The 20,990-nt window shown below is 57.8% G+C and carries 19 protein-coding genes and 1 pseudogene; 15 read left to right on the top strand and 5 right to left on the bottom strand.

Going from position 1 to position 20,990, the window contains the following annotated elements; all coding sequences use genetic code 11:
* The first annotated feature begins 125 nt into the window (after nucleotides 1-125).
* The 10 genes and pseudogenes from kdgD (at nucleotide 126) to ASB66_RS03865 (ending at nucleotide 11,923) form a co-directional block, all read left to right on the top strand.
* A complete protein-coding gene (gene kdgD / locus ASB66_RS03910; RefSeq protein WP_060717490.1) occupies nucleotides 126-1,031 on the top strand; it encodes a 5-dehydro-4-deoxyglucarate dehydratase in 906 nt (301 codons plus the stop codon).
* 112 nt (nucleotides 1,032-1,143) lie between these two features.
* Complete coding sequence (locus ASB66_RS03905; protein WP_060717489.1) at nucleotides 1,144-3,060, top strand: ABC transporter substrate-binding protein; 1,917 nt, start codon at nucleotides 1,144-1,146, stop codon at nucleotides 3,058-3,060.
* Between the two features lie 153 nt (nucleotides 3,061-3,213).
* Nucleotides 3,214-4,197: an ABC transporter permease gene (locus tag ASB66_RS03900; RefSeq protein WP_012654022.1), complete on the top strand. Its 984-nt coding sequence runs from the start codon at nucleotides 3,214-3,216 to the stop codon at nucleotides 4,195-4,197.
* A pseudogene (locus ASB66_RS27100) lies at nucleotides 4,194-5,336 on the top strand (ABC transporter permease); the annotation flags it as partial. The gene ASB66_RS03900 and the pseudogene ASB66_RS27100, both read left to right, overlap by 4 nt.
* Before the next feature lie 30 nt (nucleotides 5,337-5,366).
* The gene (locus ASB66_RS27095; RefSeq protein WP_060717613.1) at nucleotides 5,367-7,073 is read left to right on the top strand and encodes an ABC transporter ATP-binding protein; all 1,707 of its coding nucleotides are present in this window, start codon (nucleotides 5,367-5,369) and stop codon (nucleotides 7,071-7,073) included.
* Nucleotides 7,070-7,945: an SMP-30/gluconolactonase/LRE family protein gene (locus tag ASB66_RS03885; RefSeq protein ID WP_060717488.1), complete on the top strand. Its 876-nt coding sequence runs from the start codon at nucleotides 7,070-7,072 to the stop codon at nucleotides 7,943-7,945. The genes ASB66_RS27095 and ASB66_RS03885 overlap by 4 nt, the downstream gene beginning before the upstream one ends.
* A gap of 33 nt (nucleotides 7,946-7,978) precedes the next feature.
* The gene (locus ASB66_RS03880; protein WP_060717487.1) at nucleotides 7,979-8,743 is read left to right on the top strand and encodes an NAD-dependent epimerase/dehydratase family protein; all 765 of its coding nucleotides are present in this window, start codon (nucleotides 7,979-7,981) and stop codon (nucleotides 8,741-8,743) included.
* A gap of 147 nt (nucleotides 8,744-8,890) precedes the next feature.
* Complete coding sequence (locus ASB66_RS03875) at nucleotides 8,891-10,072, top strand: thioesterase domain-containing protein (RefSeq protein ID WP_234612823.1); 1,182 nt, start codon at nucleotides 8,891-8,893, stop codon at nucleotides 10,070-10,072.
* Between the two features lie 220 nt (nucleotides 10,073-10,292).
* Nucleotides 10,293-11,027 carry an SDR family oxidoreductase gene (locus ASB66_RS03870; RefSeq protein WP_060717485.1) on the top strand — a complete coding sequence of 245 codons (735 nt, stop codon included), beginning with the start codon at nucleotides 10,293-10,295 and terminating at the stop codon, nucleotides 11,025-11,027.
* 53 nt (nucleotides 11,028-11,080) lie between these two features.
* A complete protein-coding gene (locus ASB66_RS03865) occupies nucleotides 11,081-11,923 on the top strand; it encodes a fumarylacetoacetate hydrolase family protein (protein ID WP_060717484.1) in 843 nt (280 codons plus the stop codon).
* Between the two features lie 270 nt (nucleotides 11,924-12,193).
* On the opposite strand, the gene ASB66_RS03860 is transcribed toward ASB66_RS03865, so the two are convergent.
* Entirely contained in the window at nucleotides 12,194-13,096 is a 903-nt protein-coding gene (locus tag ASB66_RS03860) for a LysR family transcriptional regulator (protein WP_060717483.1), read from the bottom strand.
* Between the two features lie 313 nt (nucleotides 13,097-13,409).
* Here ASB66_RS03860 and ASB66_RS03855 point away from each other — a divergent pair, with 313 nt between their 5' ends.
* The 5 genes from ASB66_RS03855 to ASB66_RS03835 all read left to right on the top strand — a co-directional run bounded on the left by ASB66_RS03855 (nucleotide 13,410) and on the right by ASB66_RS03835 (nucleotide 17,214).
* The gene (locus tag ASB66_RS03855; protein WP_060717482.1) at nucleotides 13,410-14,063 is read left to right on the top strand and encodes an RraA family protein; all 654 of its coding nucleotides are present in this window, start codon (nucleotides 13,410-13,412) and stop codon (nucleotides 14,061-14,063) included.
* Nucleotides 14,064-14,135: 72 nt separating this feature from the next.
* Nucleotides 14,136-14,972, top strand: a complete 837-nt coding sequence (locus ASB66_RS03850) for an ABC transporter substrate-binding protein (RefSeq protein WP_234612824.1) — start codon at nucleotides 14,136-14,138, stop codon at nucleotides 14,970-14,972.
* A 65-nt stretch (nucleotides 14,973-15,037) separates the two neighbouring features.
* Nucleotides 15,038-15,733, top strand: coding sequence for an amino acid ABC transporter permease (locus ASB66_RS03845; protein WP_060717481.1), 696 nt, complete (start codon nucleotides 15,038-15,040; stop codon nucleotides 15,731-15,733).
* A gap of 9 nt (nucleotides 15,734-15,742) precedes the next feature.
* Nucleotides 15,743-16,492: an amino acid ABC transporter permease gene (locus tag ASB66_RS03840; RefSeq protein ID WP_060717480.1), complete on the top strand. Its 750-nt coding sequence runs from the start codon at nucleotides 15,743-15,745 to the stop codon at nucleotides 16,490-16,492.
* Nucleotides 16,489-17,214 carry an amino acid ABC transporter ATP-binding protein gene (locus ASB66_RS03835; RefSeq protein ID WP_060717479.1) on the top strand — a complete coding sequence of 242 codons (726 nt, stop codon included), beginning with the start codon at nucleotides 16,489-16,491 and terminating at the stop codon, nucleotides 17,212-17,214. Before ASB66_RS03840 ends, ASB66_RS03835 begins: the two co-directional genes overlap by 4 nt.
* A gap of 46 nt (nucleotides 17,215-17,260) precedes the next feature.
* Here the strand turns inward: ASB66_RS03835 and ASB66_RS03830 are convergent, their stop codons facing one another.
* Genes ASB66_RS03830 through ASB66_RS03815 form a run of 4 tightly spaced genes read right to left on the bottom strand, consistent with a single transcriptional unit; the run spans nucleotide 17,261 to nucleotide 20,899 of the window.
* On the bottom strand, nucleotides 17,261-18,142 hold the full coding sequence (locus ASB66_RS03830) for an efflux RND transporter periplasmic adaptor subunit (RefSeq protein WP_060717478.1): 882 nt from the start codon (nucleotides 18,140-18,142) through the stop codon (nucleotides 17,261-17,263).
* Complete coding sequence (locus tag ASB66_RS03825) at nucleotides 18,139-18,348, bottom strand: DUF1656 domain-containing protein (protein ID WP_060717477.1); 210 nt, start codon at nucleotides 18,346-18,348, stop codon at nucleotides 18,139-18,141. The genes ASB66_RS03830 and ASB66_RS03825 overlap by 4 nt, the downstream gene beginning before the upstream one ends.
* A 5-nt stretch (nucleotides 18,349-18,353) precedes the next feature.
* Nucleotides 18,354-20,429, bottom strand: a complete 2,076-nt coding sequence (locus tag ASB66_RS03820; RefSeq protein ID WP_060717476.1) for an FUSC family protein — start codon at nucleotides 20,427-20,429, stop codon at nucleotides 18,354-18,356.
* A 5-nt stretch (nucleotides 20,430-20,434) separates the two neighbouring features.
* A complete protein-coding gene (locus ASB66_RS03815) occupies nucleotides 20,435-20,899 on the bottom strand; it encodes a MarR family winged helix-turn-helix transcriptional regulator (protein WP_060717475.1) in 465 nt (154 codons plus the stop codon).
* Nucleotides 20,900-20,990 lie beyond the last annotated feature (91 nt).

The following is a 20,990-nucleotide window of genomic DNA, read 5'->3' as shown; positions in this document are numbered from 1 at the left end:
CTTCGCTTGAAATCATGATATGACTCGGTTGCAGTCATTATAAAGCACGAGGATAGGTGCCCGTTCAAGTCTTTCGCGAAGAAGATCGTGTGGCACGGAGCAGTTGAACGCAGGAGAGGCGGACCATGGAACCGAATGAACTGAAACGTGCACTGGGCGCAGGCTTGCTGTCCTTTCCCGTCACCCCTTTCAATGACAAGGGCGAGTTCAACCCGGATGTCTATGGCGCGCATATCGATTGGCTGTCGGGCTATGATGCAACGGTGCTGTTTGCCGCTGGCGGCACCGGCGAAATGTTCTCGCTGTCGCCGGATGAAATTCCTGGCATTGTCGCCACCGCCAAGGCGGCATCGAATGGCGTGCCTATCGTCGGTGGCTGCGGCGGTGGCACAAGGGTTGCCGTGGAAATTGCCAAGGGCATCGAAAAGGCTGGTGGCGATGGCATTCTTCTGCTGCCGCAATATCTGATCGATGCGCCGCAGGCGGGCCTCTATGCCCATGTCAAGGCGGTCTGCGATGCGGTTGGCTTCGGCGTCACCGTCTACAACCGCGACAATTGCGTGCTTCAGACCGAAACCATCCAGCGCCTGGCCGATGACTGCCCCAATCTGATCGGCTTCAAGGACGGCACAGGCGAACTCGGCCTGGTGCGCCGCATCACCGCGACGCTGGGCGACCGCCTCACCTATATCGGTGGCATGCCAACGGCGGAATTGTTTGCCGAAGCCTATCTGGGGGCCGGTTTCTCCACCTACTCGTCGGCAGTCTTCAATTTTGTGCCGCAACTGGCCTGCGATTTCTACAAGGCGTTGCGCGCTGGCGACCGGGCGACCTGCGAAAGCATCCTCAATCGGTTCTTCTTCCCCTTCATGGACTTGCGCAGCCGCCAGAAGGGCTATGCGGTCGCGGCTATCAAGGCTGGCGTTCGCCTTCAGGGCTTTGCCGCCGGTTCGGTGCGCCCGCCCCTGACAGATTTGACCTCGGAAGAGGTGGATATTCTGGCACAGTTGATCGAGCCCTGGAAGCAGTAAGAAACAACAGCCAACAGGATAGGCCCGGGAGCGCCTGTCTTGTTTGGCTGGCGAATACAGCAAAGTGACTTCGACCCATCATAAAAGATATTTCTTCGGGAGGAAAAACACGATGAAGACCAGAAAACTGCTTGCCACAGTGGCGCTTGCCGCACTGGTGGGCATGCCGGTCATGGCGATTGCCCAGGACTATCATCAGGCACCGCAGCTTGATGCGCTGGTTAAGGAGGGCAAATTGCCACCGGTCGAAAAACGCCTGCCGGAAAATCCGCGCGTCGAGGACATGGTGGACCGGGTCGGCGTCTATGGCGGCTACCAGACCGGCGGATTGGTGGGCGGCAATGACCGCAACGCGCTGGCAAAGCTGACCGGCTACGAGCCGTTGATGGCCTGGGACCGGGAATGGTCGGGCAAGATCATTCCGAATGTCGCAACCTCTTACAAAGCCAGCGATGACGCCACGACCTTCACCTTCGAATTGCGCAAGGGCATGAAATGGTCGAACGGCATGGATTTCACCGCTGAAGACATCGCCTTCATGGTCAATGACGTGCTTCCCGATGACAAGTTGTTTCCGGCCAAACCCGCCTGGATGCTGGTAGGGGGCAAGCTGCCGGTGGCGACCGTCAACAGCCCGACCAGCGTCACCATCAAATTCTCCGGTCCGAACGGCCTGTTCCTCATGAATGTCGCGGGCGTTTTCGGCACGCAGCTCACCCTGATGTCGAAGCAATATTGCGGTCAGTTCATGCCGAAGTTCAATCCGGATGCCGAAAAGCTGGCGAAGGATGCCGGCGATGCCAGCTGGATCGAACATCTGACCAACAAATGCGGATTGGAAATCGAGCAGGTACAGCGCTGGCGCAATCCAGACATGCCCGTGCTTGGCCCCTGGAAGATCAAGGACCCCTATGTGTCTGGCGCCACTCAGGTGACCTTCGAGCGCAATCCCTATTACTGGAAGGTCGATCCCGCGGGCAATCAGCTGCCTTATCTCGATGGTGCCCGCTATAGCGTCAATTCGGATGTACAGACCGTGCTTCTGGCGGCGATTGCCGGCAAGATCAACTATCAGGAACGCCATATCGGCGTGAACCAGAACCGTCCGGTCTTGAACGAAGGCGCGGACAAGGGTGGTTACGAGTTGATCGACCGGATTACCGGTCAGGGTGCGGACACGTCCTTTGCCTTCAACATGACCCATAAGGACCCGGAGATGCGCAAGATCTTCGGCAACAAGGATTTCCGGATGGCGATGAGCATCGCCATTGATCGCAAATCGGTCATCGATGCGATTTATCTGGGCCTGACGCAGCCCAAACAGGTGGCGCCAAACGAAAACACCCTCTACGCCAATGATCGGCTGGCGCATCAATATCTCGATTACGACCCTGACAAGGCCAACAAGCTGCTTGACAGCATGGGTCTCGACAAGAAGGATGCCGATGGCTTCCGGCTTCGTCCTGATGGCAAGCGCCTGACCTTTACCGTCATCACGCCTGCGGCGCTGTCCAACTGGGGCGATGTGGCCGAACTGGTCATTCGCTACTGGCAGGCTGTTGGTGTCGATGCACGCTTCCAATCGATGGACCGCACGCGGTTCTACGAGGTCAAGAACAACAATGACCATGACGTGGCGCTGTGGACCGGCGAAGGGTATGGCGTCGATGCCCTGCTTGATCCGCGCCTCTATATGCCGGTCTCAATCGAATCCAACTATGCCGTTGCCTGGGGCAAGGCTTACCTGAAGATGCAGGGTGGAGAAGAGCCGCCGGAGCCGGTCAAGAAACAGTGGGATCTGTATAACCAGATCAAGTCCACCACCGATCAGACCAAGCAGACGGCGCTGTTCCAGCAGATTCTCGATATTGCCGCCGACCAGTTCTACACGATTGCGATTTCGACACCGCCCGCTGGCTTCGCCGTCAAGGCCAAGAACCTGCACAACGTGATGAACAATGCGCCGACCTCCTGGGTCTATCCAAGCCCGGCGCCCAGCAATACCGAGCAATGGTTCATCCAGAACTAAGAAAGCTCCTCCCGACTTCGGGGCGTCGTCCGCGTGGCGCTTGCCCAACCTTGCGCTCCGCGTCCGGCGCCCCGAAGACCCCGCTTTTGGTCACCCTGTAGTCCCCTGCCCGCGTCCATGGACAGGAACGTAAGACCCCGGAAAGGATCGTCGATGTTACGGTTCATCACATTGCGCGTGCTGGGTATGATCCCCGCGATGTTTGCCATTTCGCTTCTGACCTTCGTGGTGATCCAGTTGCCGCCTGGCGATTTCGTCTCGACGCTGGCCGCCCAGGCCGCTGAAACCGGCGACACCATGTCTCCTGCCCAATTGGAGACCCTGCGCCAGCGCTATGGCATCGGCGAGCCGGTCGTACTGCAATATGTCCACTGGATCGGCGGCGTGATGCATGGCGATTTCGGCTATTCCTTCGAGTGGAACCAGCCTGTCAGCCAATTGGTAATGCAGCGGATGGGGATGACGGCGCTGGTCGCTTTCATAACCCTGATGTTCGTCTGGCTGACGGCCCTGCCCATCGGCATCTACTCCGCCGTGCGCAAATATTCTCCGGGCGATTACCTCTTCACCCTGCTCGGCTTTATCGGCATGGCGATCCCGAATTTCCTGCTGGCCATTCTGCTGATGTATGTGGCGACCATTCACTTCGGACAGAGTGTCGGCGGGTTGTTCTCGCCGGAATTTGCCAATGCCCCCTGGTCGCTGGCTCGGATCGGGGATTTTCTCAAACATGTCTGGATCCCCGTGATCATTCTGGGAGCCAGCGGCACAGCGGCACTGATCCGCGTCATGCGCGCCAATCTGCTTGACGAATTGCGCAAGCCCTATGTGGAAGCAGCCCTTGCCAAGGGCCTGCCGGAACGGCGGGCCATCCTGCGCTATCCGGTGCGCGTTGCCATCAATCCATTCATTTCCACCGTCGGATGGGTATTGCCGACCCTGATTTCCGGCGAGTTGATCGTGTCCACCGTGATGAACCTGCCCACCGCCGGACCTCTTCTTTTGCAGGCGCTGAAATCCCAGGACATGTACCTGGCCGGCGCCTTCCTGCTGATGACCGGTGGCCTGGTCCTGGTCGGCACGCTGCTGTCCGACATCCTGCTTGCCATCGTCGATCCAAGGATTCGTCTGACATGACCGTGACATCTTCTCCCCTGCCCCACGCCGCACCGGGGACTGGCGCCCCGAACGAACCCCTGCTCGACAATCAGACGACCGGCGACCGCATGGTGGTCTCCTCGCAATGGGCGTTGATGTGGTTCAAGTTCCGCCGCCACAAGCTGGCGATGATCGGCCTGATTGCCACAGCAGCGATCTATTTCCTGGCGATTTTCGCAGAATTCCTGTCGCCAACCCTGCCGACGACCTTCAAGCCGCAATATACATTCGCGCCGCCGCAGCCGATCAGCCTGTTTCACGATGGCAAATTTTTGCCGCATGTGAAAGGCTACAAGAATGTCGTCGACCCAAAATCCTTCACCCGGGTTTTCCAGGTGGATGACAATGCGATCATCCCCATCGAGTTTTTTGCGCGTGGCGAAAGCTATGACATGTGGGGCCTGTTCACCACCAATCTGCACTTCATCGGCCCGCTCGATCATACCAAGCCTTTTTATATTCTGGGTGCCGACCGGCTTGGCCGCGATCTCCTGTCCCGCGTCATCTATGGCACACGGATTTCCATGTCGATCGGCCTGATCGGTGTGTTTCTGAGCCTGGTAATCGGCCTGGTCCTGGGCGGCATATCCGGTTACTTCGGCGGGATCATCGATAGCGTCATCCAGCGCACCATCGAGTTTATCCGCTCCATTCCGACCATTCCGCTGTGGCTGGGGCTGGCCGCCGCCATGCCGAAGGACTGGTCGTCGCTCAAGGTCTATTTTGTCATCCTGGTCATCCTCTCGCTGATCGGCTGGACAGAAATGGCCCGGGTGGTGCGAGGTCGCTTCCTGTCCCTGCGCACCGAAGATTTCGTCACCGCCGCACGGCTGGATGGCGCCAGCGAAATGCGGGTGATCGGACGTCATATGATGCCGTCCTTCACCAGTCACATCATTGCCGCTGTCACACTGGCAATCCCGACGATGATCCTTGCCGAGACATCGCTGAGCTTCCTAGGCCTTGGCCTTCAACCGCCCATCGTCAGCTGGGGCGTGCTGCTCCAGGATGCCCAGAACCTGCGGGCGCTGACCCAGGCCCCCTGGCTGCTGGCGCCCGGCGTGGCGGTGGTGGTCGCGGTGCTCAGCCTGAACTTCCTTGGCGACGGCCTGCGCGATGCAGCCGATCCCTATGCACGAGGTAACTCCATGACATCGAACGTAAAGCCTCTCTTGCAGGTCAAGAACCTCAGTGTCGAATTTCCCGTGCATCGCCAGGTCATCCAGGCTGTCCGCAATGTGTCCTTCGACGTCTATGAAGGCGAAACCCTTTGCGTGCTGGGCGAAAGCGGCTCGGGCAAAAGCGTCACGGCCCGCGCCATCCTGAAGCTGCTGGCCGATCCTGGTCGGCTGACATCGGGCGAGATCCTGCTTGCCGGGGAAAATGGCAAGGCCGACCGCGATATCGCCAAGCTCAAATCCTCCAGCCCGGACATGCAGTCGATCCGAGGCGGCCAGATCGCTATGATCTTCCAGGAGCCGATGACCTCGTTGTCGCCGGTGCATCGGATCGGCGAGCAGATCATCGAAGCGATCCTTCTGCATGAGAAAATGGACAAGGCGCAGGCGCGTGCGCGCGCCATAGACCTTTTGCGTCAGGTGCGCATTCCCGACCCGGAAACCGCGATTGACCGCTATCCCTTCGAATATTCCGGCGGCATGCGCCAACGCGCCATGATCGCCATGGCCCTGTCCTGCAATCCGCGTCTGTTGATTGCCGATGAGCCGACCACGGCGCTCGACGTTACCACCCAGGCTGAAATTCTCGATCTGATCGTCTCGCTTCAACGTGAGCGCGGCATGGCCGTGCTGTTCATCACCCATGACATCGGCGTTGTGGCGGAAATTGCCGACCGGGTGATGGTGATGTATCGCGGCGAAAAGGTCGAGGAAGGGCTGGCGGAACAAGTTCTGCGCCGTCCCGCTGCCGCCTATACCGCAGCGCTTCTGGGTGCCGTGCTGAAGCTGGAAACGCCCCTTCCCCGCCGCACGCTGCCTGCCGCCGCCAAGCCACTGATGGAGGTTTCCGACCTCGAGCTGCAATTCGGCTCGCGCCGCCGCTGGGGGGTAAAGCAGACATTCGGCGTCAAGGCTATCGACGGTGTCAGCCTGACGCTGGCGCCCGGAGAAACGCTTGGAATCGTCGGGGAAAGCGGATCGGGCAAGACCACGCTTGGCCGCACCATGCTGCAAATCTACAAGCCCACGGCTGGCCATGTTCATTATGCTGATGCCAAGGGTCATGATGTTGACATCGCCAAGGCGTCGCGCAACACCATGCGTCATCTCTATACGGAAATGCGCATGGTGTTTCAGGACCCACATTCTTCGCTCAACCCACGCATGACGGTGTTTGAAACCATCGCCGAGCCGATGCGGATGATGGGCCTGACCACCACCCAGATGCGCGAGCGGGTGGAATATCTGCTTGACCGCGTTGGCCTGCCGACCAATGCCATCAACCGCTATCCGCATGCCTTTTCGGGTGGCCAGCGCCAGCGCATTTCCATCGCCCGGGCCATCGCGCCCAATCCACGGCTGATCATCGCCGATGAGCCGACCTCGGCGCTGGACGTGTCGCTGCGCCATCAGGTGCTTGATTTGCTGGCGGAATTGCGCGCCGAGCTTGGTATCAGCTTCATCTTCATCAGCCATGACATTACCGTGGTCCGCTATTTCTGCGACCGGGTGGCGGTGATGCAAAAGGGTAAGATCGTCGAAATGGGCGATGCCGACGACATCTGCCTGCGGCCGCAGCATCCCTATACCCAGAAGCTGATCGCCTCGGTGCCACAGCCCGACATGTCGAGACGGCGCAAGCCGTTGATCATGCCTCCTGCGCTGGAGTTGCAATGAAGGAATTTACGGCTGAACCGCTCGATATTCCCTCCGTCACCGTCGCAGAAAGCCCGCAATGGCACGAGGATGCGCTTTGGTATTGCGACATCGAGGCCGGTGGCCTGCTGCGCTTTGATCCACAAGATGCCAGCCTTAAACGCTGGACGCTCGATGGTGCGCTCGCCTCCATCGCGCCAACCGATGGCGGTTTCATTGCCGGAACCTCGCTGGGGTTTGAATATCTGTCACTGGATGGCGACCGGCTGAAGCGGGAATTGTTACATGCCCCTTTCACGGCCTCGCCCGCCGCACCCATGCCTGGCACACGTATGAATGATGGCATTGCCGATCCATCCGGACGTTTCTGGTGCGGCAGTATCGAGCCAAACAGTCCGCAGCTTGGTCGGCTGTTTTGCCTCGACAAAGGACAAGTTCGGGTGGTGCGCGACGGCTTTCGCACCTTGAACGGCCTTGCTTTTTCCTCTGACGGCAGGCGGCTCTATGTCTCTGACAGCCATCCGAGTGTCGCCAAAGTCTGGACGATAGCGCTCGACGCCGATGGCATGCCGCTGGAAAAGCCGCAGCTTTTCGCCAACCTCTCCGAATTCGGGGGACGCCCGGATGGTGCAACGGTGGATCAGGATGGTGGCTACTGGATCGCCGCCTCCGACAGTGCCCGGGTCTTGCGGCTTGATCCCAAAGGCCGTCCCGATATGGTCATCCATGTGCCGACCACCAATCCCACCAACATCACCTTTGGCGGGCCAGATTTCAGGACGGCTTTCATCACCAGCCTGAAACCGGGCGGCAAGGGCAATGAATTCGCAGGCCGGATCTTTGCCGTCGATCTGCCAGTAGCCGGGCGCAAACCGGACCACTATATCGCTTAAAGCCTGACATATGACCGAGGCAAGGAGTGTTTGATGACCCGTCTTTTAATCACCGGCGCCGCTGGCAATATCGGCACCACGCTTGCGCCTCGCCTCGCAGCACTTGGCTATGACCTGGTGTTGAGCGACCTGCATGACGATGCGGCCCGGGGCATCAAAGGTGCCGATCTCGGCAATTTCAATGCGATCTGCGCCGTCATGCAAGGTGTTGATGGCGTCATTCATCTTGGCGGCATGGCCAATGAGGCGCCGTTCGAAACCGTGCTCAATGCCAATATTCGCGGCACCTATCACATATTCGAAGCCGCCCGACGCCTTGGCGTCCCGCGCATCGTATTGGCCAGTTCCTACCATGTCGTCGGCTTACACCCGTTCGGGGCGCCAATCGATGAGACCGCGCCAATGCTGCCCGACAGTTTTTACGGCCTGTCCAAGGCCTATGGCGAGTTGCTGGCTCGCACCTATCACGACAAATGCGGCATTCAATCGGTCTGCGTGCGCATCGGCTCCTGCTTCGACACGGTCCGCAGCCCCCGCATGCTCACCACATGGATCAGCGCCGATGACCTGACCCGTCTTGTCGACCGCGCCTTCAAGGTCGAAACGCTCGGCTGCCTGATGGTTTACGGCGTCTCCGACAACGATAGCGGCTGCATGGTGAGCAGCGACGCCGAGAAACTCGGCTGGAAAGCGCAGGACCGCTCACAGGATGCGCCGATGGACCAGGGCCGCGAAAGCGAAATCATTGGTCCACTGCTGGGCGGACCGTTCGCCGAGGCCCCCCTGCCGCAAAATTAAACCACCACACCACGTTGCCTGACTTTTTTCGTAAAATCCGTTCTCATTAGCGGCAGAATGTCGTAGATAGACTATGATGGAACCTCTTGGCGCCGTCGTGATTGTCCTCACTATCCTCTCCACCTGAAGGCGATGGATATCGGGATCATGTCTGCGAGGATCGTAAATGAAGACGATTTGGGCCGGCAACGGGCTGTTCCTATGAATGTCACGGCATTGCTGGTCGATCTCTGTCGCCAGGAATTGAAACGTACTGTGTCGCCCGACGACAATCTGCTGGAAGACGGTTTGACCATCAACCGGGCTTTGCGCATCATTGACCGGTTCTGGCGAGAAACCGCGATAGAACTGGATGTCAACAGCTTCTACCTCTGGCCAAGCCCACAGGCGCTTGCCCTTGCCATCGAAAATGGCTCCTATTTAAACCTGCCGAAGATTATCGAAATCAGGAAGGGTTCCACGGACAAGACATTGATCGTCTTTGCCGGAGGATTAAGCTGCTTTCTGGAAATACAGGACTTCATTCAAAGATTGCAATTTCCCGGCCGAATTCTTGGCATGTCCCTGACGCCCTTCGATAACAGAAGTTGTGACCCGGCTGTGGTCGAGGATGAAATTCACACCTGTCTCACCGCCCTGAAAGACGCTGGCATTCCCGGTCCCTATTGCTTGATGGGCTATTCCTTCGGCGGGGTTTTGGCACTTGAACTGGCGAGAGCCTTGAAAGACAGTGGGGAGGAAGTTGCCTTTCTCGGCCTGATCGACACACCCCAAAGCGAGTATATCTGGCCGCTATCCGTCTGGTCGCGGTTCATGCTGAAGCGCTTGACGCGACGGCTGAAGACCGCAAAGCCCCGGCCTGCCCCAAGCGTCATACCGCCCTCGCAGCAGCGCGGAGATGATGGAGGAGAGCTATCCAACAGACACCCATGGACAGAAATAACTGCCCGAGCCTGTGGCATCTCCATCTATTTCCGCCCGTTTCTGTTTCGATTCCGCGATCCACGCGACCCCGACTATCCGACGATGGCGCCGCAATGGATCGGCAATTACCCTCCCGGCTATGATCGAATGGCTCGTCAGCTTCTGAGAATGAAAGGGCTCTACCGGCCACGACTTTATACCGGGCCTTTGACATTCTATCGCGCGCTTGGAGGATCACCGATCGATTGCGATCCGAAGCCGCTATGGGAGGCCTTTCTGCCGGGCGCAGAGTGGATCGACATGCGCGGCAATCACCAGAGTATCGTGATTGGCCGCAACGCCGAAACACTCGCCCGCGACTTGGATCACCGGCTGAACGAATGCCTCAGACGTCCGTCAGGTTAGAGCGCCAAGTAAGCTTGACCTTACACCGTTCAGCGACCTATAGTTCATCGCGCATTCCCCGTAATGCGTTATTTATACATCATAATTTCCCCTTGAAATGGAAGAGGATCAAGCGGAAATTCTGCAATAATCCGGTGGTATCGATAGGAAGACGAGCGGTTCGTGCACCAAAGCCCCCCTTCGTCCCCTTAAAGCCTGCCCGAACCAGGAGGAAAATCCAATGTCGTCGTCTCTTGCTGATAAAAAGGTGCTGATAACAGCCGCAGGCCAAGGCATAGGCAGGGCCAGCGCGCTAGCGTTTGCCCGCGCTGGCGCCACGGTCGTCGCCACAGATATCAACGAGCAGGCGCTGGCCAGCCTGGAGGCGGAGGCTGGCATTATCACGCGCCGGTTGAACGTGTTGAAGGACGACGAGGTCAAGGCGGTGATTGCTGAAACCGGTCCCTTCGACGTGCTTTTCAATTGCGCCGGTTTCGTTCATGCCGGCTCGGTCCTCGACATGAAGGACGACGAACTGGACTTTGCCTTCGACCTCAATGTGCATGCGATGGTGCGCACCATCCGCGCCGTGCTGCCTGCGATGATCGAAAAAGGCGATGGCGCAATCATCAACATGTCTTCGGTCGCCTCCAGCGTCAAAGGTGTGGCCAACCGCTGCGCCTATTCCATCACCAAGGCAGCCGTGATCGGCCTGACCAAATCCGTCTCTGCCGAATATGTCGCCCAGGGCATCCGCTGCAATGCCATCTGCCCCGGCACGGTGGAAAGCCCTTCGCTTCAGGAAAGGTTGAAGGCGCAAGGCGATTATGAGGCAGCCCGCGCCGCCTTCATCGCCCGCCAGCCGATTGGGCGGATCGGCACCCCGGAAGAGATCGCCGATCTTGCCGTCTATCTGGCCGGCGCCACCTATACGACCGGGCAGGCCTACGCCATCGACGGCGGCTGGTCGATTTAGAGTTTGCCTTAAATTTCAGCCTAAGTGCCTAGAAATATGAAAGGAAATACCCGATGAAACTGATGCGCGTTGGCCCGATTGGCCAGGAAAAGCCAGCCCTTCTCGATAGCGATGGCAAGATCCGCGATCTCTCTGCCCATGTCACCGATATCGGCGGCGCGGCAATTTCGCCGGAAGGACTGTCGCAATTGGCGGCGCTCAATCCCGCGACGCTGCCGGAACTTGCTCCGGGCCGGATCGGCCCCTGCGTATCCGGCACCGGCAAGTTCATCTGCATCGGCCTTAACTATTCCGACCATGCCGCAGAAACCGGCGCAACCGTTCCGCCCGAACCGGTAATCTTCATGAAGGCGACCTCAGCGATTTGCGGTCCCAATGACGAGGTGTTGATCCCGCGCGGCTCGGAAAAAACCGATTGGGAAGTCGAACTTGGCGTCGTCATCGGCAAGACAGCGAAATATGTGTCCGAGGCAGACGCCATGGACTATGTCGCAGGCTACTGCATTTCCCATGACGTGTCCGAGCGCGCCTTCCAGACCGAACGGGCCGGACAATGGACCAAGGGCAAATCCTGCGACACATTCGGCCCGATCGGTCCCTGGCTGGTCACCAAGGATGAGATTGCCGATCCGCAGAACCTGAAAATGTGGCTGACCGTCAATGGCGAGACCATGCAGGACGGCTCCTCCAAGACCATGGTCTACGGCGTCGCCTTTCTCGTGTCCTATCTCAGCCAGTTCATGAGCCTGCATCCCGGCGATGTGATTTCCACCGGCACGCCGCCCGGCGTCGGCCTGGGCATGAAGCCACCACGCTTCCTGAAAGCTGGCGATGTGGTTGAACTGGGCATCGAAGGTCTCGGCACCCAGAAACAGGCATTCATCGCCGATATCTAACAGTCTGTTCAAGAATTGCTGCTGGCCTGGCGAAAATGGTGATTTCGAGAACCGGAACGGAGCGTACTTAACGTACGTGAGTACCGGAAGCGCAGAAATTGCCATTTGCAGACGGCCAGCGGTGATTATTGGACGGACTGTAAGGTTTTGGTGGTCCCTATACGCACGTGGTTCAGCGCGTATCACCACAGGGCACGAATATCATTGCAGGCGAGGCAACACGACTGACGAAAAGAGTGTCGCTCAAAACACAGGACGACACTCATTCGTTCAGCTCTGCAATTGCCGTGAAAAGTCGCAGATGTCGCACATCAGATCGGCAATAATCGCCGTGAATGCCGAGGGACGATCATTCCTGTAAACGGCGCTATAGGGAATCGGCGGAAGGACAGGTCTGGTCGGGATCACCACAAGCCGACCCTCATCGACCAGCGGTCGAAGACATTGTCGCGGCAGATAGGATATGCCAACGCCCGCTATCGTGAACCCCACCAGTGCCATGAGGTTGTCACTGGCAATCGCCTGCGGAAACACAAGGCCCTGAGACCGCAGCCATCTATTGTAGAACAAGCCCGTGCCTGAGCGTCCACCCTGAATGACCGCGGGATATTTGGAAAGTTGCTCAAGCGTCAGCGCCTCATCGGTCGGGGCCACCAGTCCGGGCCGGGCCATCCATGCGTTGGACACATCAGCCAGCCGCACGCAGATGACTTCATCGGAAGGAAACACTTCCGGGATCACAATCAAATCCAGTTCATCATCGCGCAGCATGGCATCCAAGGCACGGCTGGTATCCACATGTGGCTCAAGGCTGACCTTGGGATAAAGCTCGCGGATTTTTGAAATGAGCCGTGGAAACCAGGTCATGGCGGAGAGTTCTGTGACCCCCAGTCGCAGGCGTCTGGCGGGGGTTTCGCCGGAGGTCTTGAGTTCCAGAATCTGCTCCTGAAGTCGCAAGATTTCCTCGGCCATGGCCAGCAAGTGCTCGCCCTTTTCGGTCAGCCGCGCCCCCCGCTGATTTCTGTCGAAAACGGCAAGGCCGACGACCAGCTCCAGCTCCTGAATCCGTTTGGATATCGCTGATTGCGTGGTGTTGAGGCGCGTTGCGGCCCGCTCAAACGTACCCAGATGGGAAATCCAGTAGAGGGCCTCCAGCTGCCGCAGTGTGATCATGGCGCTTACCATTCCCGAAAGAGATCGACTTTAATTCCTTTTAATCTTTTTTTTTACTGTGAAAAGATCACGGATTTTGGCTTCACTGCATCGGGTCCCTTTTCCCGACAGAAACAGCCTATTTCTTGCTTTTTTCAAAAGACAATCATGATTGTTTATTGATCATGCGCCCTGTTGTTAAGCACCCGTGCAGAGCATGCTATCTCAGTTTCATTCCTAAAAGAGATCAAAGAACATTAAATAATATCGCTTTCAGAAAAGTGCGTCTGTCCTTATTTTTTCATTCAACAGAATAGAATTTTCGAGGCAAGCAATGGCGATTGAACGAAACCCCAGCGCGCAACCTGCCGACGCAGCCTTGATTGAAGGCTTTCGGCTGGCAGCAACAGCGGTTATCAGTGATAACCTATTGCGTCTTCCCGGTGCAGTCGGCCTGCTGCCCTATCATCGGGTCAGCGGGGTCATGGTGGGCACGGCCTTCACGGTGCGCACCCGCCCCGGCGATAATCTTGCCCTGCATGAAGCCCTTGAGCACATCCGCCCCGGCGACGTTCTTGTGGTTGATGGCGGCGGCGATACAAGCCGCGCCCTGATTGGCGAAATCATGATGAATATTGCCATTCACCGCAACGCGGCTGGCATGGTGATTGATGGCGCTATCCGCGATGTGGCTGCCATTGCGCAGATGGACCTGCCTTGTTTTGCCCGTGGCACCACCCATCGCGGGCCTTATAAGGATGGGCCGGGGGCGCTGAATGTGCCGGTGTCGATTGGTGGCATGGTGGTGAACCCCGGCGATATCGTGGTGGGTGATGAGGATGGCATTGTCGCCTTTTCTCAATCGATAGCGCCAGACCTGCTTCAGGCCGTGCGTGCGCAAGAAGCGCGGGAAGCCGAGATTATCAAATCCATTCAGGAAGGCCGCTACAAAGGCGCTTACGGCAAGCCGTCGCAAGCGGCTGAATAATAATAAGAAATTGAACGTTAAGAGCTCTGCAAAGGAGCCAAACTATGAACCGAAACCAGAGGGACTGAACGTATGATCTCCATGAAAACACTTTGCGGCGCGGTCGCGCTTTCCATTTTGGCGCTGTCTGCTGCCAAGGCCGACCAACTGGCCGACATCAAAGCCAAAGGCACATTGGTGTGCGGCACAATGGGCACGTTTGAGCCCTTCAGCTTCCCCGATCCCAAGACCCGTGAAACGGTGGGATACGAAGTGGACCTGTGCCAGAAAATCGCCGACGCTTTGGGCGTCAAGCTCGAACTGAAGCTTTTGGCGGTTGAAGCCCGTATTCCAGAACTGACACAAGGCCGCGTTGATATTCTCTCGGCAGCACTTGGCTATTCTGATGATCGGGCCAAGCAGATTGATTTCAGCACGGCCTCTTTCGTCAGCAACCAGATGTTTCTGACCAAATCCGCCAGCGGCATCAGCTCGATTGCCGATCTGAAGAAAGACAAGATCAGCGCCCCCAAAGGCTCCAGCTCGGAAAAATATGTCCGTGCGCTTCTGCCTGATGCGACGCTGTTGACGTTCCAAGACCCACCAAGCGCCTTCCTTGCTCTGCAACAGTCCAAGGTGAAGGCGATGATCCTGTCGGAACTTGCGCTGATCAAGTTCCAGCAACAGGCTGGCGATGGCTATAGCTTTATCAAACAGCCTGCCGCCATTGAATATTGGGGTCTGGGCGTGCGCAAGGGCGAATCGGCTTTCCTGTCTGCGGTGAATGCCGCCCTGAAGACGCTGGAAACCTCCGGCGACGGGCAAAAGATCTTCGACAAGTGGCTTGGCAAAGACACAGCCTATAAGATCGAGCGCACATTCACTCTGGATAAGCCTGCGGGAAATCCGGTGCTTGCTGACCTGAAGTAATCCAACCCCCTACCAGCACGTTTGCCTTATTGCGCGAGCGTGCTGGTTTATCATGGAGTCCTTCGATGCATGCACTCGACTTCTCCGTGGTCCTCACCGGGGATCATCTGGATTGGCTCATCAGCGGGTTTATTCTAACCATTGAGCTGGCCGTTGCCTGCTGGCTGCTGGCGTTTTTCACAGCCGTTGTGCTTTTGCTGCTGCGCAATTCCAATTTCAAGCCGGCCCAATGGTTTGTGGCCGCCTATGTGGAGGTACACCAGAACATCCCGCTGCTGGTGCAGGTGCTGTTTTGGTATTTTGCCGTGCCCGAACTCTTGCCCGAGGCGGCACGCATGTGGCTGAACGAGCGCAACAGCGAGTTTCTTCTGGCCATGTTTGCCATCTCGTTTTGCATGGCGGCCTATATGTCGGAGGCGCTTCGCAGCGGGCTAAGAGCCATTCCACCTACGCAATACGAGGCGGGTCGTGTGCTTGGCTTCGGCTATCTGCGCACCATGCGCTATATCGTCATGCCGCAGGCCATCAAATATGCCATTCCACCCCTGATCAATTATTCGCTGCTTTTGTTCAAAAACACCAGCATTGCCATGGCCATCGGGGTGCATGATCTCACCTATCAGGGCCGCCAGATTGAGAGTGATACGTTTCGCACGTTTGAAACCTTTGCCGTCATCACCGGCATTTATCTGGCCATTTCTTTCTTCATCATGGCCGCTGGCGCACTCTATGAGCGGCGACAGTTGCTGCCAAAGCGATAGGGGGTGGCTATGATTGATATTCTCCGCGACAACTGGCTACTTTTGCTGATTGGCCAATATCCCAACGGCCCTCTCGGGGGGCTGGTTGCCACCCTTCTGCTTGCCATTCTTGGCCTGCTTTTGGCGCTGCCATGCGCTTTGCTGTTGGCATTGGGCCGGGTCAGTCCCTATCGCAGCCTGCGGTTTTTATCGGGCACCATAGTGCATACGCTGCGTGGAACACCGTTTTTGATGGTGATTTTCTGGAGTTATTTCGCACTGCCGTTTTTGGTGGGCCAATCTATCAGCGGGTTTTGGACATTGGTGGGCGCTCTGGTGTTGTATGAGAGCGCTTATCTCGCCGAGGTTCTTCGCGCCGGCATCGAGGCCTTGCCGCGCGGCCAGACGGAGGCTGCCCGATCTCTCGGCCTCAGTTATCGCAGAACCATGCTTTATATCGTACTGCCGCAGGCTGTTTATAACTCCCTGCCCAGCCTGCTCAGTCAATTTGTCTCGCTGATCAAGGAAACCTCACTGGGCTATGTGATCAGCGTCAATGAGTTCACGTTTGCAGCCGCACAGGTCAATACACAGCTTCTAACCAAGCCGGTGCAGGTGTTCTCGATCTTGGCCGCCATCTATTTTCTGTTGTGTTTCTCTCTAACGCAAACCGCCAGAACCATTGAGCGGCGGATCGCACAACGACGTTTGGGAAGGTCTTCGCCCAAAAATCCAGTGACTTCCCTCAGCAACCCTCTGACGACGGAGCCAGCACCATGATTGAATTCCAGAATGTCAACAAATGGTATGGCCATTATCAATGCCTGAACAATATCACGGCAACGGTTCCCAGCGGGCAGGTGGTGGTGCTGTGCGGCCCTTCCGGCTCCGGCAAGACAACCCTGATCCGCACCATCAACCGGCTCGAAGCCATCGGGGATGGCAAGATTATCGTCAATGGTGAGGATGTGCATCGTCCCAAGATTGATATTAACAAGCTGCGCACCTCGATTGGCTTTGTCTTTCAGCAGTTCAATCTCTTTCCCCACATGTCGGTGATGGACAATCTGACCCTTGCGCCACGCAAGATCAGGGGACTGTCGCAAGAGGAAGCGACCGAGAAAGCCAAGGCGCTGCTGGATCGTGTTGGCTTGTCCGGCAAGGCCGATGCCTATCCGGGGCAATTATCCGGCGGCCAAAGCCAGCGTGTTGCCATTGCCCGGGCACTGGCAATGGAGCCACCAATCTTGCTGTTTGATGAGCCAACCAGTGCCCTTGATCCCGAAATGGTTGGCGAAGTGCTTTCCGTGATGAAAAGCCTGGCCCACAGCGGCATGACGATGATGTGCGTGACCCATGAAATGGGATTTGCGCGCGAGGTGGCGGATCGCGTCTGGTTTTTGGATGGCGGTGTGCTTTTGGAGGATGCAACACCGGAGGCGTTCTTCACCAATCCCCAGCACCCGAGAGCGCAGAAGTTTTTGTCTGACATTCGCCACTAGAACTTGTCCGTAAAAGCGGAAACCGGCTTTCGTCCGAACTCCACAGCTACTTCTGACCAGCCTGCACTTCCGGCAGGATGTCCACTGTCGCCGTCAGACCCGAGATCAGCCTTGTACCATCAGGGACATTTTCGAGATGAATGCGCACCGGCACGCGCTGCGCCAGCCGGACCCAATTGAATGTCGGAGTGATATTGACCAACAGGCCGGAGCTTGAATCGCGCTCGCGGTCCTGGATGCCTGTCGCCATGCTTTCTACCCGGCCAGTCAGCACAGTTTTCTGTCCCATGATCCGCACGGAGGCGCGGTCGCCTTCACGAATGCGCTGCAATTTGCTTTCCTCGAAATAGGCCTCGACCCGCAGTGTATCGGTGTTGACGACAGCCACAGTAGCCGTGCCTCTATTGACGAAATCGCCGACCTGAAGAGAGAAATTGCTCACCGTGCCGTTAACGGTGGACTTCACTTCGGTGCGATCCAGATCCAGCTTGGCAACATCGCGGCTGGCAAGGGCCTTGTTATAGGACGCCTGGGCCTGCTCCTGGGCGGATACCGCCTTATCACGCGCCTGGGCCGAAGCGGAATCGCCAAGCCGCTCTTCGCGTTGGCTTTCGCGGACAGCCTCATCCAGCGAGGATTTCGCCTGATCGAGATCGGCCTGCGCCTGCTCCAGCGCCAGTTCGAACCGCTTTGCATCAACCCGGAACAGAACATCGCCCTTACGGACTGTTTGGTTGTCCTTCGCCAGCACGTCGCTGACGGGGCCGGTGACATCAGGAGCAATCTCGGCGACATCGGCGCGCACGCGCCCGTCGCGCGTCCACGGCTCTTCCATATAATAAACCCAAAGGTGGTAGCCGGCGAAGAGCGCGGCGACAACGACAACCAGGGTGACAACGACCCTACCGAGAGACTTCAACATCGTCATGAGACAAACCAGCGTGTTAGAAAGGAAAGACCTGCCGTCAGCAGGACAAAGAGCGCAACATCGAAAAGGCCACGATGCCAGATGAGCCCATAAGCACCCATCCAGGCCAGCAGCTTGCGGACCACCATGCTGATCAGCAACGCGATCAGCATCACCACGAAAAGGCGCGGGATATAGACGCCATAAATATCAAATTCGGTCGGCATTGACGTTACTCTGCTGCGAAAGAAAGTGGGTGGGGGCCGGACTGCGAACCACCAACCTGCGGGGACAGGCTTGGCGGTGGCGATTGACCAAACAGCACGCGCCTGAGACCAACCAACGCGTCGGTCACACGGCGCCCGCCATCGCCCTCGTTGCGCATGATCGTCTCGAGCGCCCGGTCAATCGTCTCCTGCAACTGTGGCTGCGCTGGCCCGGCCCCACCTGTCTTCAGTCGGCGGCGATAATGGTCTGCAATGCCAGCCAGAACCTGTGAGATGAGCGTGCCGCTGTCCTGCCCAAGCGACGACCGCTGCTGTTGCAGCGTCACCACGTTGAAGCCAAGCCGGACATCGGCAAAGCCATCGACATCGCCGAGATCGCGCACATTCAACGCCGCCAACCGGGGGACAAGCTGCCCAAGCCGGTCGAGACTGCGGCTGGAAAGGCGGCCGACATCTCCCGACCGTGATCCAGAGGCCGTATCGGCAAGATCCCGCCATCCCGACTTCATCAGTCGCCGAGCCGCCAGTTCAGCCCCAAAAGGCTGGGCGACAGTGACCCAGAGTTGGGCAAAACCGAGGCCAAGCAGGGTCGCCAGCCCGCCATTGGCAAAGCTGGTCAGATCGGCGGAATACTGATCCTGAATGGCGATCAGCGTGGCACTATTGACCGCCAGCAGCATGAAAAACATGCCCATTTGAGGATTGCTCATCTTCAAGCCGATGAACAGGAACATCGGCGCCAGCGTCAGCACCAGCATTTCGAAGGACGTGACGGCCGGAAGAATGGCGAAGAGATAGACAAACGCCACCACAATCGACAGGGCTGTCCAGATCAGCATTTTGCGGATCATCGGCGCTGGCCGGTCCTGGGCGGCAAAAAACGAACAGGACACGGCGACCATGGAGACGAAACTCGCGCCCTGGCTCCAGCCGCTGGCAATCCAGAATGCGCAGGCCAATAGAATGCCCACCACAACGACAGCCACTTTCATGGCCAGCAGTGCATGATCGAAATGCCGTGAGCCCGCCAAAATACGGCGCGTGTGCAGGAGCGGCACAGTCTCCGCAGCATGACCGCCGCTGGCGATGTGATCGCGCAGTGTCAGGCAATCCTGCCAGAGTTCAACGACATCCTTCAACCGTGTCAGCAGGCTCGACATGACGAGATCATCCCAGCTACCTGGCTTATCCTGCTTCTGCAGGGCGTCGATCCGAGCCAGCAGGTTCGCGCCTGCCTTTTCCGTCTCGACGCCGCCACCCAGCTTGAACCAATCGGCGACATCATTAAGCAGCGCAATGAGGGTGTCATCCAGGCCGGATTGCTGTTTGACAGCATGCAAGCGGTCTGCCAGCGACGAAAACACAGGCAGCAGCATCAAAAGCCGGCCGCGAAGCTCGCGCGCCTGGCCGACGACATCCTTGGTTCCCGGATCGTAACTCAACTGGCTGATCATCAGGTCAAGACTGGACACGTCAGAGGCCAATTGCTGGCGTTTCAGCGGTGTAGACGGTGTCGCACCTTCGCCGCGCAAGATATCTTCGGCCCAGGCACCGGCATCGGCCAGCCAGACATTAATCCGATCACTGAACAGTCGCCCGATACTGGAAGGAAACACCACCTGATTGACGAGCGTGGCGCAGAGAATGCCGAGCGTGATTTCCTCCGACCGCGCCAACGCGACATCGAAAACGCCGCCGGGATCGCTGACGCTGGGCAAGGCAATCAGCGGCAGCGTGTAACCGGCCAGCATGAAAACATAGGCACGCGCCGAACGGTCGAGCATCGACAAAAACAACAGAGTTCCGGTCCAAAGCGCCACCACCAGGGATAAAAGCTCCGGGGCATTGACGAAGACCGGCACGAACAAAACCGCAGCACTTGCACCCAGCAATGTGCCAAGCACACGGTACAGTGCCTTGGATTTAGTGGCGCCCGCGAAGGGATTGGAAACGATATAGACCGCCGACACAGCCCAATAGGGCCGCGACAGATCAAACATCAGGGCAAGATAAAGGGCCAGCATGGCAGCCGCAAAAGCCTTGCCGGAAAACACCCAGTCTCTCCAGGTTGGTGCGACCATCGACCCTAGTCCTTCTTGTCTCGGCTCGCCCGCAGATCAACGCAGCGCTGCTGAAACTCCATTAAAACGCGCAGGGCCGTTTCAAGATCCGCCTGGGAAACGCCTTCAAAGGCCCCTGCCCGTTCGTCGTCCAGCACAGCCTCTATCCGTGCTGCCATGCGCGTGCCTTCCGGCGTCAGCCAAAGGCCCTTGGCGCGTCTGTCGGTGGGATCGTCCTTGCGCATGACCATGCCCGAGGCTTCAAGCTGATCGAGCAGCCGCACCAGCGAGGGCCCTTCGATGCCGACATGTTCGGCAAGGGTGATCTGGCGAATACCGCCCCCTAACCGCCCGATCCATACCAGCGGTGAAGCACAGGCCTCGGAAATTCCATGCTCGGCCAGCACGACATCAATCGTCCGGCGCCAGAGGCGCGCGGCCGAAAACAGCTGACTGGTCAAACGTCTGCGCGTGTCGAGATCATTGCTCATAATCGCTAGGTAGCACAGATATAATTAGTATTCAAACTATTTTGATAAAAATAATATCTCGTGCTCTATGCTGTCCAAAAAACCTCTATCG

This window comes from Gillisella vitis, assembly GCF_001541345.2.
Lineage (GTDB): Bacteria > Pseudomonadota > Alphaproteobacteria > Rhizobiales > Rhizobiaceae > Allorhizobium > Allorhizobium vitis.
Note: the sequence above shows the minus strand (reverse complement) of the source record. Positions and strands in the feature narration are given on the sequence as shown.

Excerpts from the sequence above, each read along its gene's own strand:
- kdgD (WP_060717490.1), top strand. The coding sequence starts at position 126 with ATGGAACCGAATGAACTGAAACGTGCACTGGGCGCAGGCTTGCTGTCC.
- ASB66_RS03905 (WP_060717489.1), top strand. The coding sequence starts at position 1,144 with ATGAAGACCAGAAAACTGCTTGCCACAGTGGCGCTTGCCGCACTGGTG.
- ASB66_RS03900 (WP_012654022.1), top strand. The coding sequence starts at position 3,214 with ATGTTACGGTTCATCACATTGCGCGTGCTGGGTATGATCCCCGCGATG.
- ASB66_RS27095 (WP_060717613.1), top strand. The coding sequence starts at position 5,367 with ATGACATCGAACGTAAAGCCTCTCTTGCAGGTCAAGAACCTCAGTGTC.
- ASB66_RS03885 (WP_060717488.1), top strand. The coding sequence starts at position 7,070 with ATGAAGGAATTTACGGCTGAACCGCTCGATATTCCCTCCGTCACCGTC.
- ASB66_RS03880 (WP_060717487.1), top strand. The coding sequence starts at position 7,979 with ATGACCCGTCTTTTAATCACCGGCGCCGCTGGCAATATCGGCACCACG.
- ASB66_RS03875 (WP_234612823.1), top strand. The coding sequence starts at position 8,891 with ATGTCTGCGAGGATCGTAAATGAAGACGATTTGGGCCGGCAACGGGCT.
- ASB66_RS03870 (WP_060717485.1), top strand. The coding sequence starts at position 10,293 with ATGTCGTCGTCTCTTGCTGATAAAAAGGTGCTGATAACAGCCGCAGGC.
- ASB66_RS03865 (WP_060717484.1), top strand. The coding sequence starts at position 11,081 with ATGAAACTGATGCGCGTTGGCCCGATTGGCCAGGAAAAGCCAGCCCTT.
- ASB66_RS03860 (WP_060717483.1), bottom strand. The coding sequence starts at position 13,096 with ATGATCACACTGCGGCAGCTGGAGGCCCTCTACTGGATTTCCCATCTG.
- ASB66_RS03855 (WP_060717482.1), top strand. The coding sequence starts at position 13,410 with ATGGCGATTGAACGAAACCCCAGCGCGCAACCTGCCGACGCAGCCTTG.
- ASB66_RS03850 (WP_234612824.1), top strand. The coding sequence starts at position 14,136 with ATGATCTCCATGAAAACACTTTGCGGCGCGGTCGCGCTTTCCATTTTG.
- ASB66_RS03845 (WP_060717481.1), top strand. The coding sequence starts at position 15,038 with ATGCATGCACTCGACTTCTCCGTGGTCCTCACCGGGGATCATCTGGAT.
- ASB66_RS03840 (WP_060717480.1), top strand. The coding sequence starts at position 15,743 with ATGATTGATATTCTCCGCGACAACTGGCTACTTTTGCTGATTGGCCAA.
- ASB66_RS03835 (WP_060717479.1), top strand. The coding sequence starts at position 16,489 with ATGATTGAATTCCAGAATGTCAACAAATGGTATGGCCATTATCAATGC.
- ASB66_RS03830 (WP_060717478.1), bottom strand. The coding sequence starts at position 18,142 with ATGACGATGTTGAAGTCTCTCGGTAGGGTCGTTGTCACCCTGGTTGTC.
- ASB66_RS03825 (WP_060717477.1), bottom strand. The coding sequence starts at position 18,348 with ATGCCGACCGAATTTGATATTTATGGCGTCTATATCCCGCGCCTTTTC.
- ASB66_RS03820 (WP_060717476.1), bottom strand. The coding sequence starts at position 20,429 with ATGGTCGCACCAACCTGGAGAGACTGGGTGTTTTCCGGCAAGGCTTTT.
- ASB66_RS03815 (WP_060717475.1), bottom strand. The coding sequence starts at position 20,899 with ATGAGCAATGATCTCGACACGCGCAGACGTTTGACCAGTCAGCTGTTT.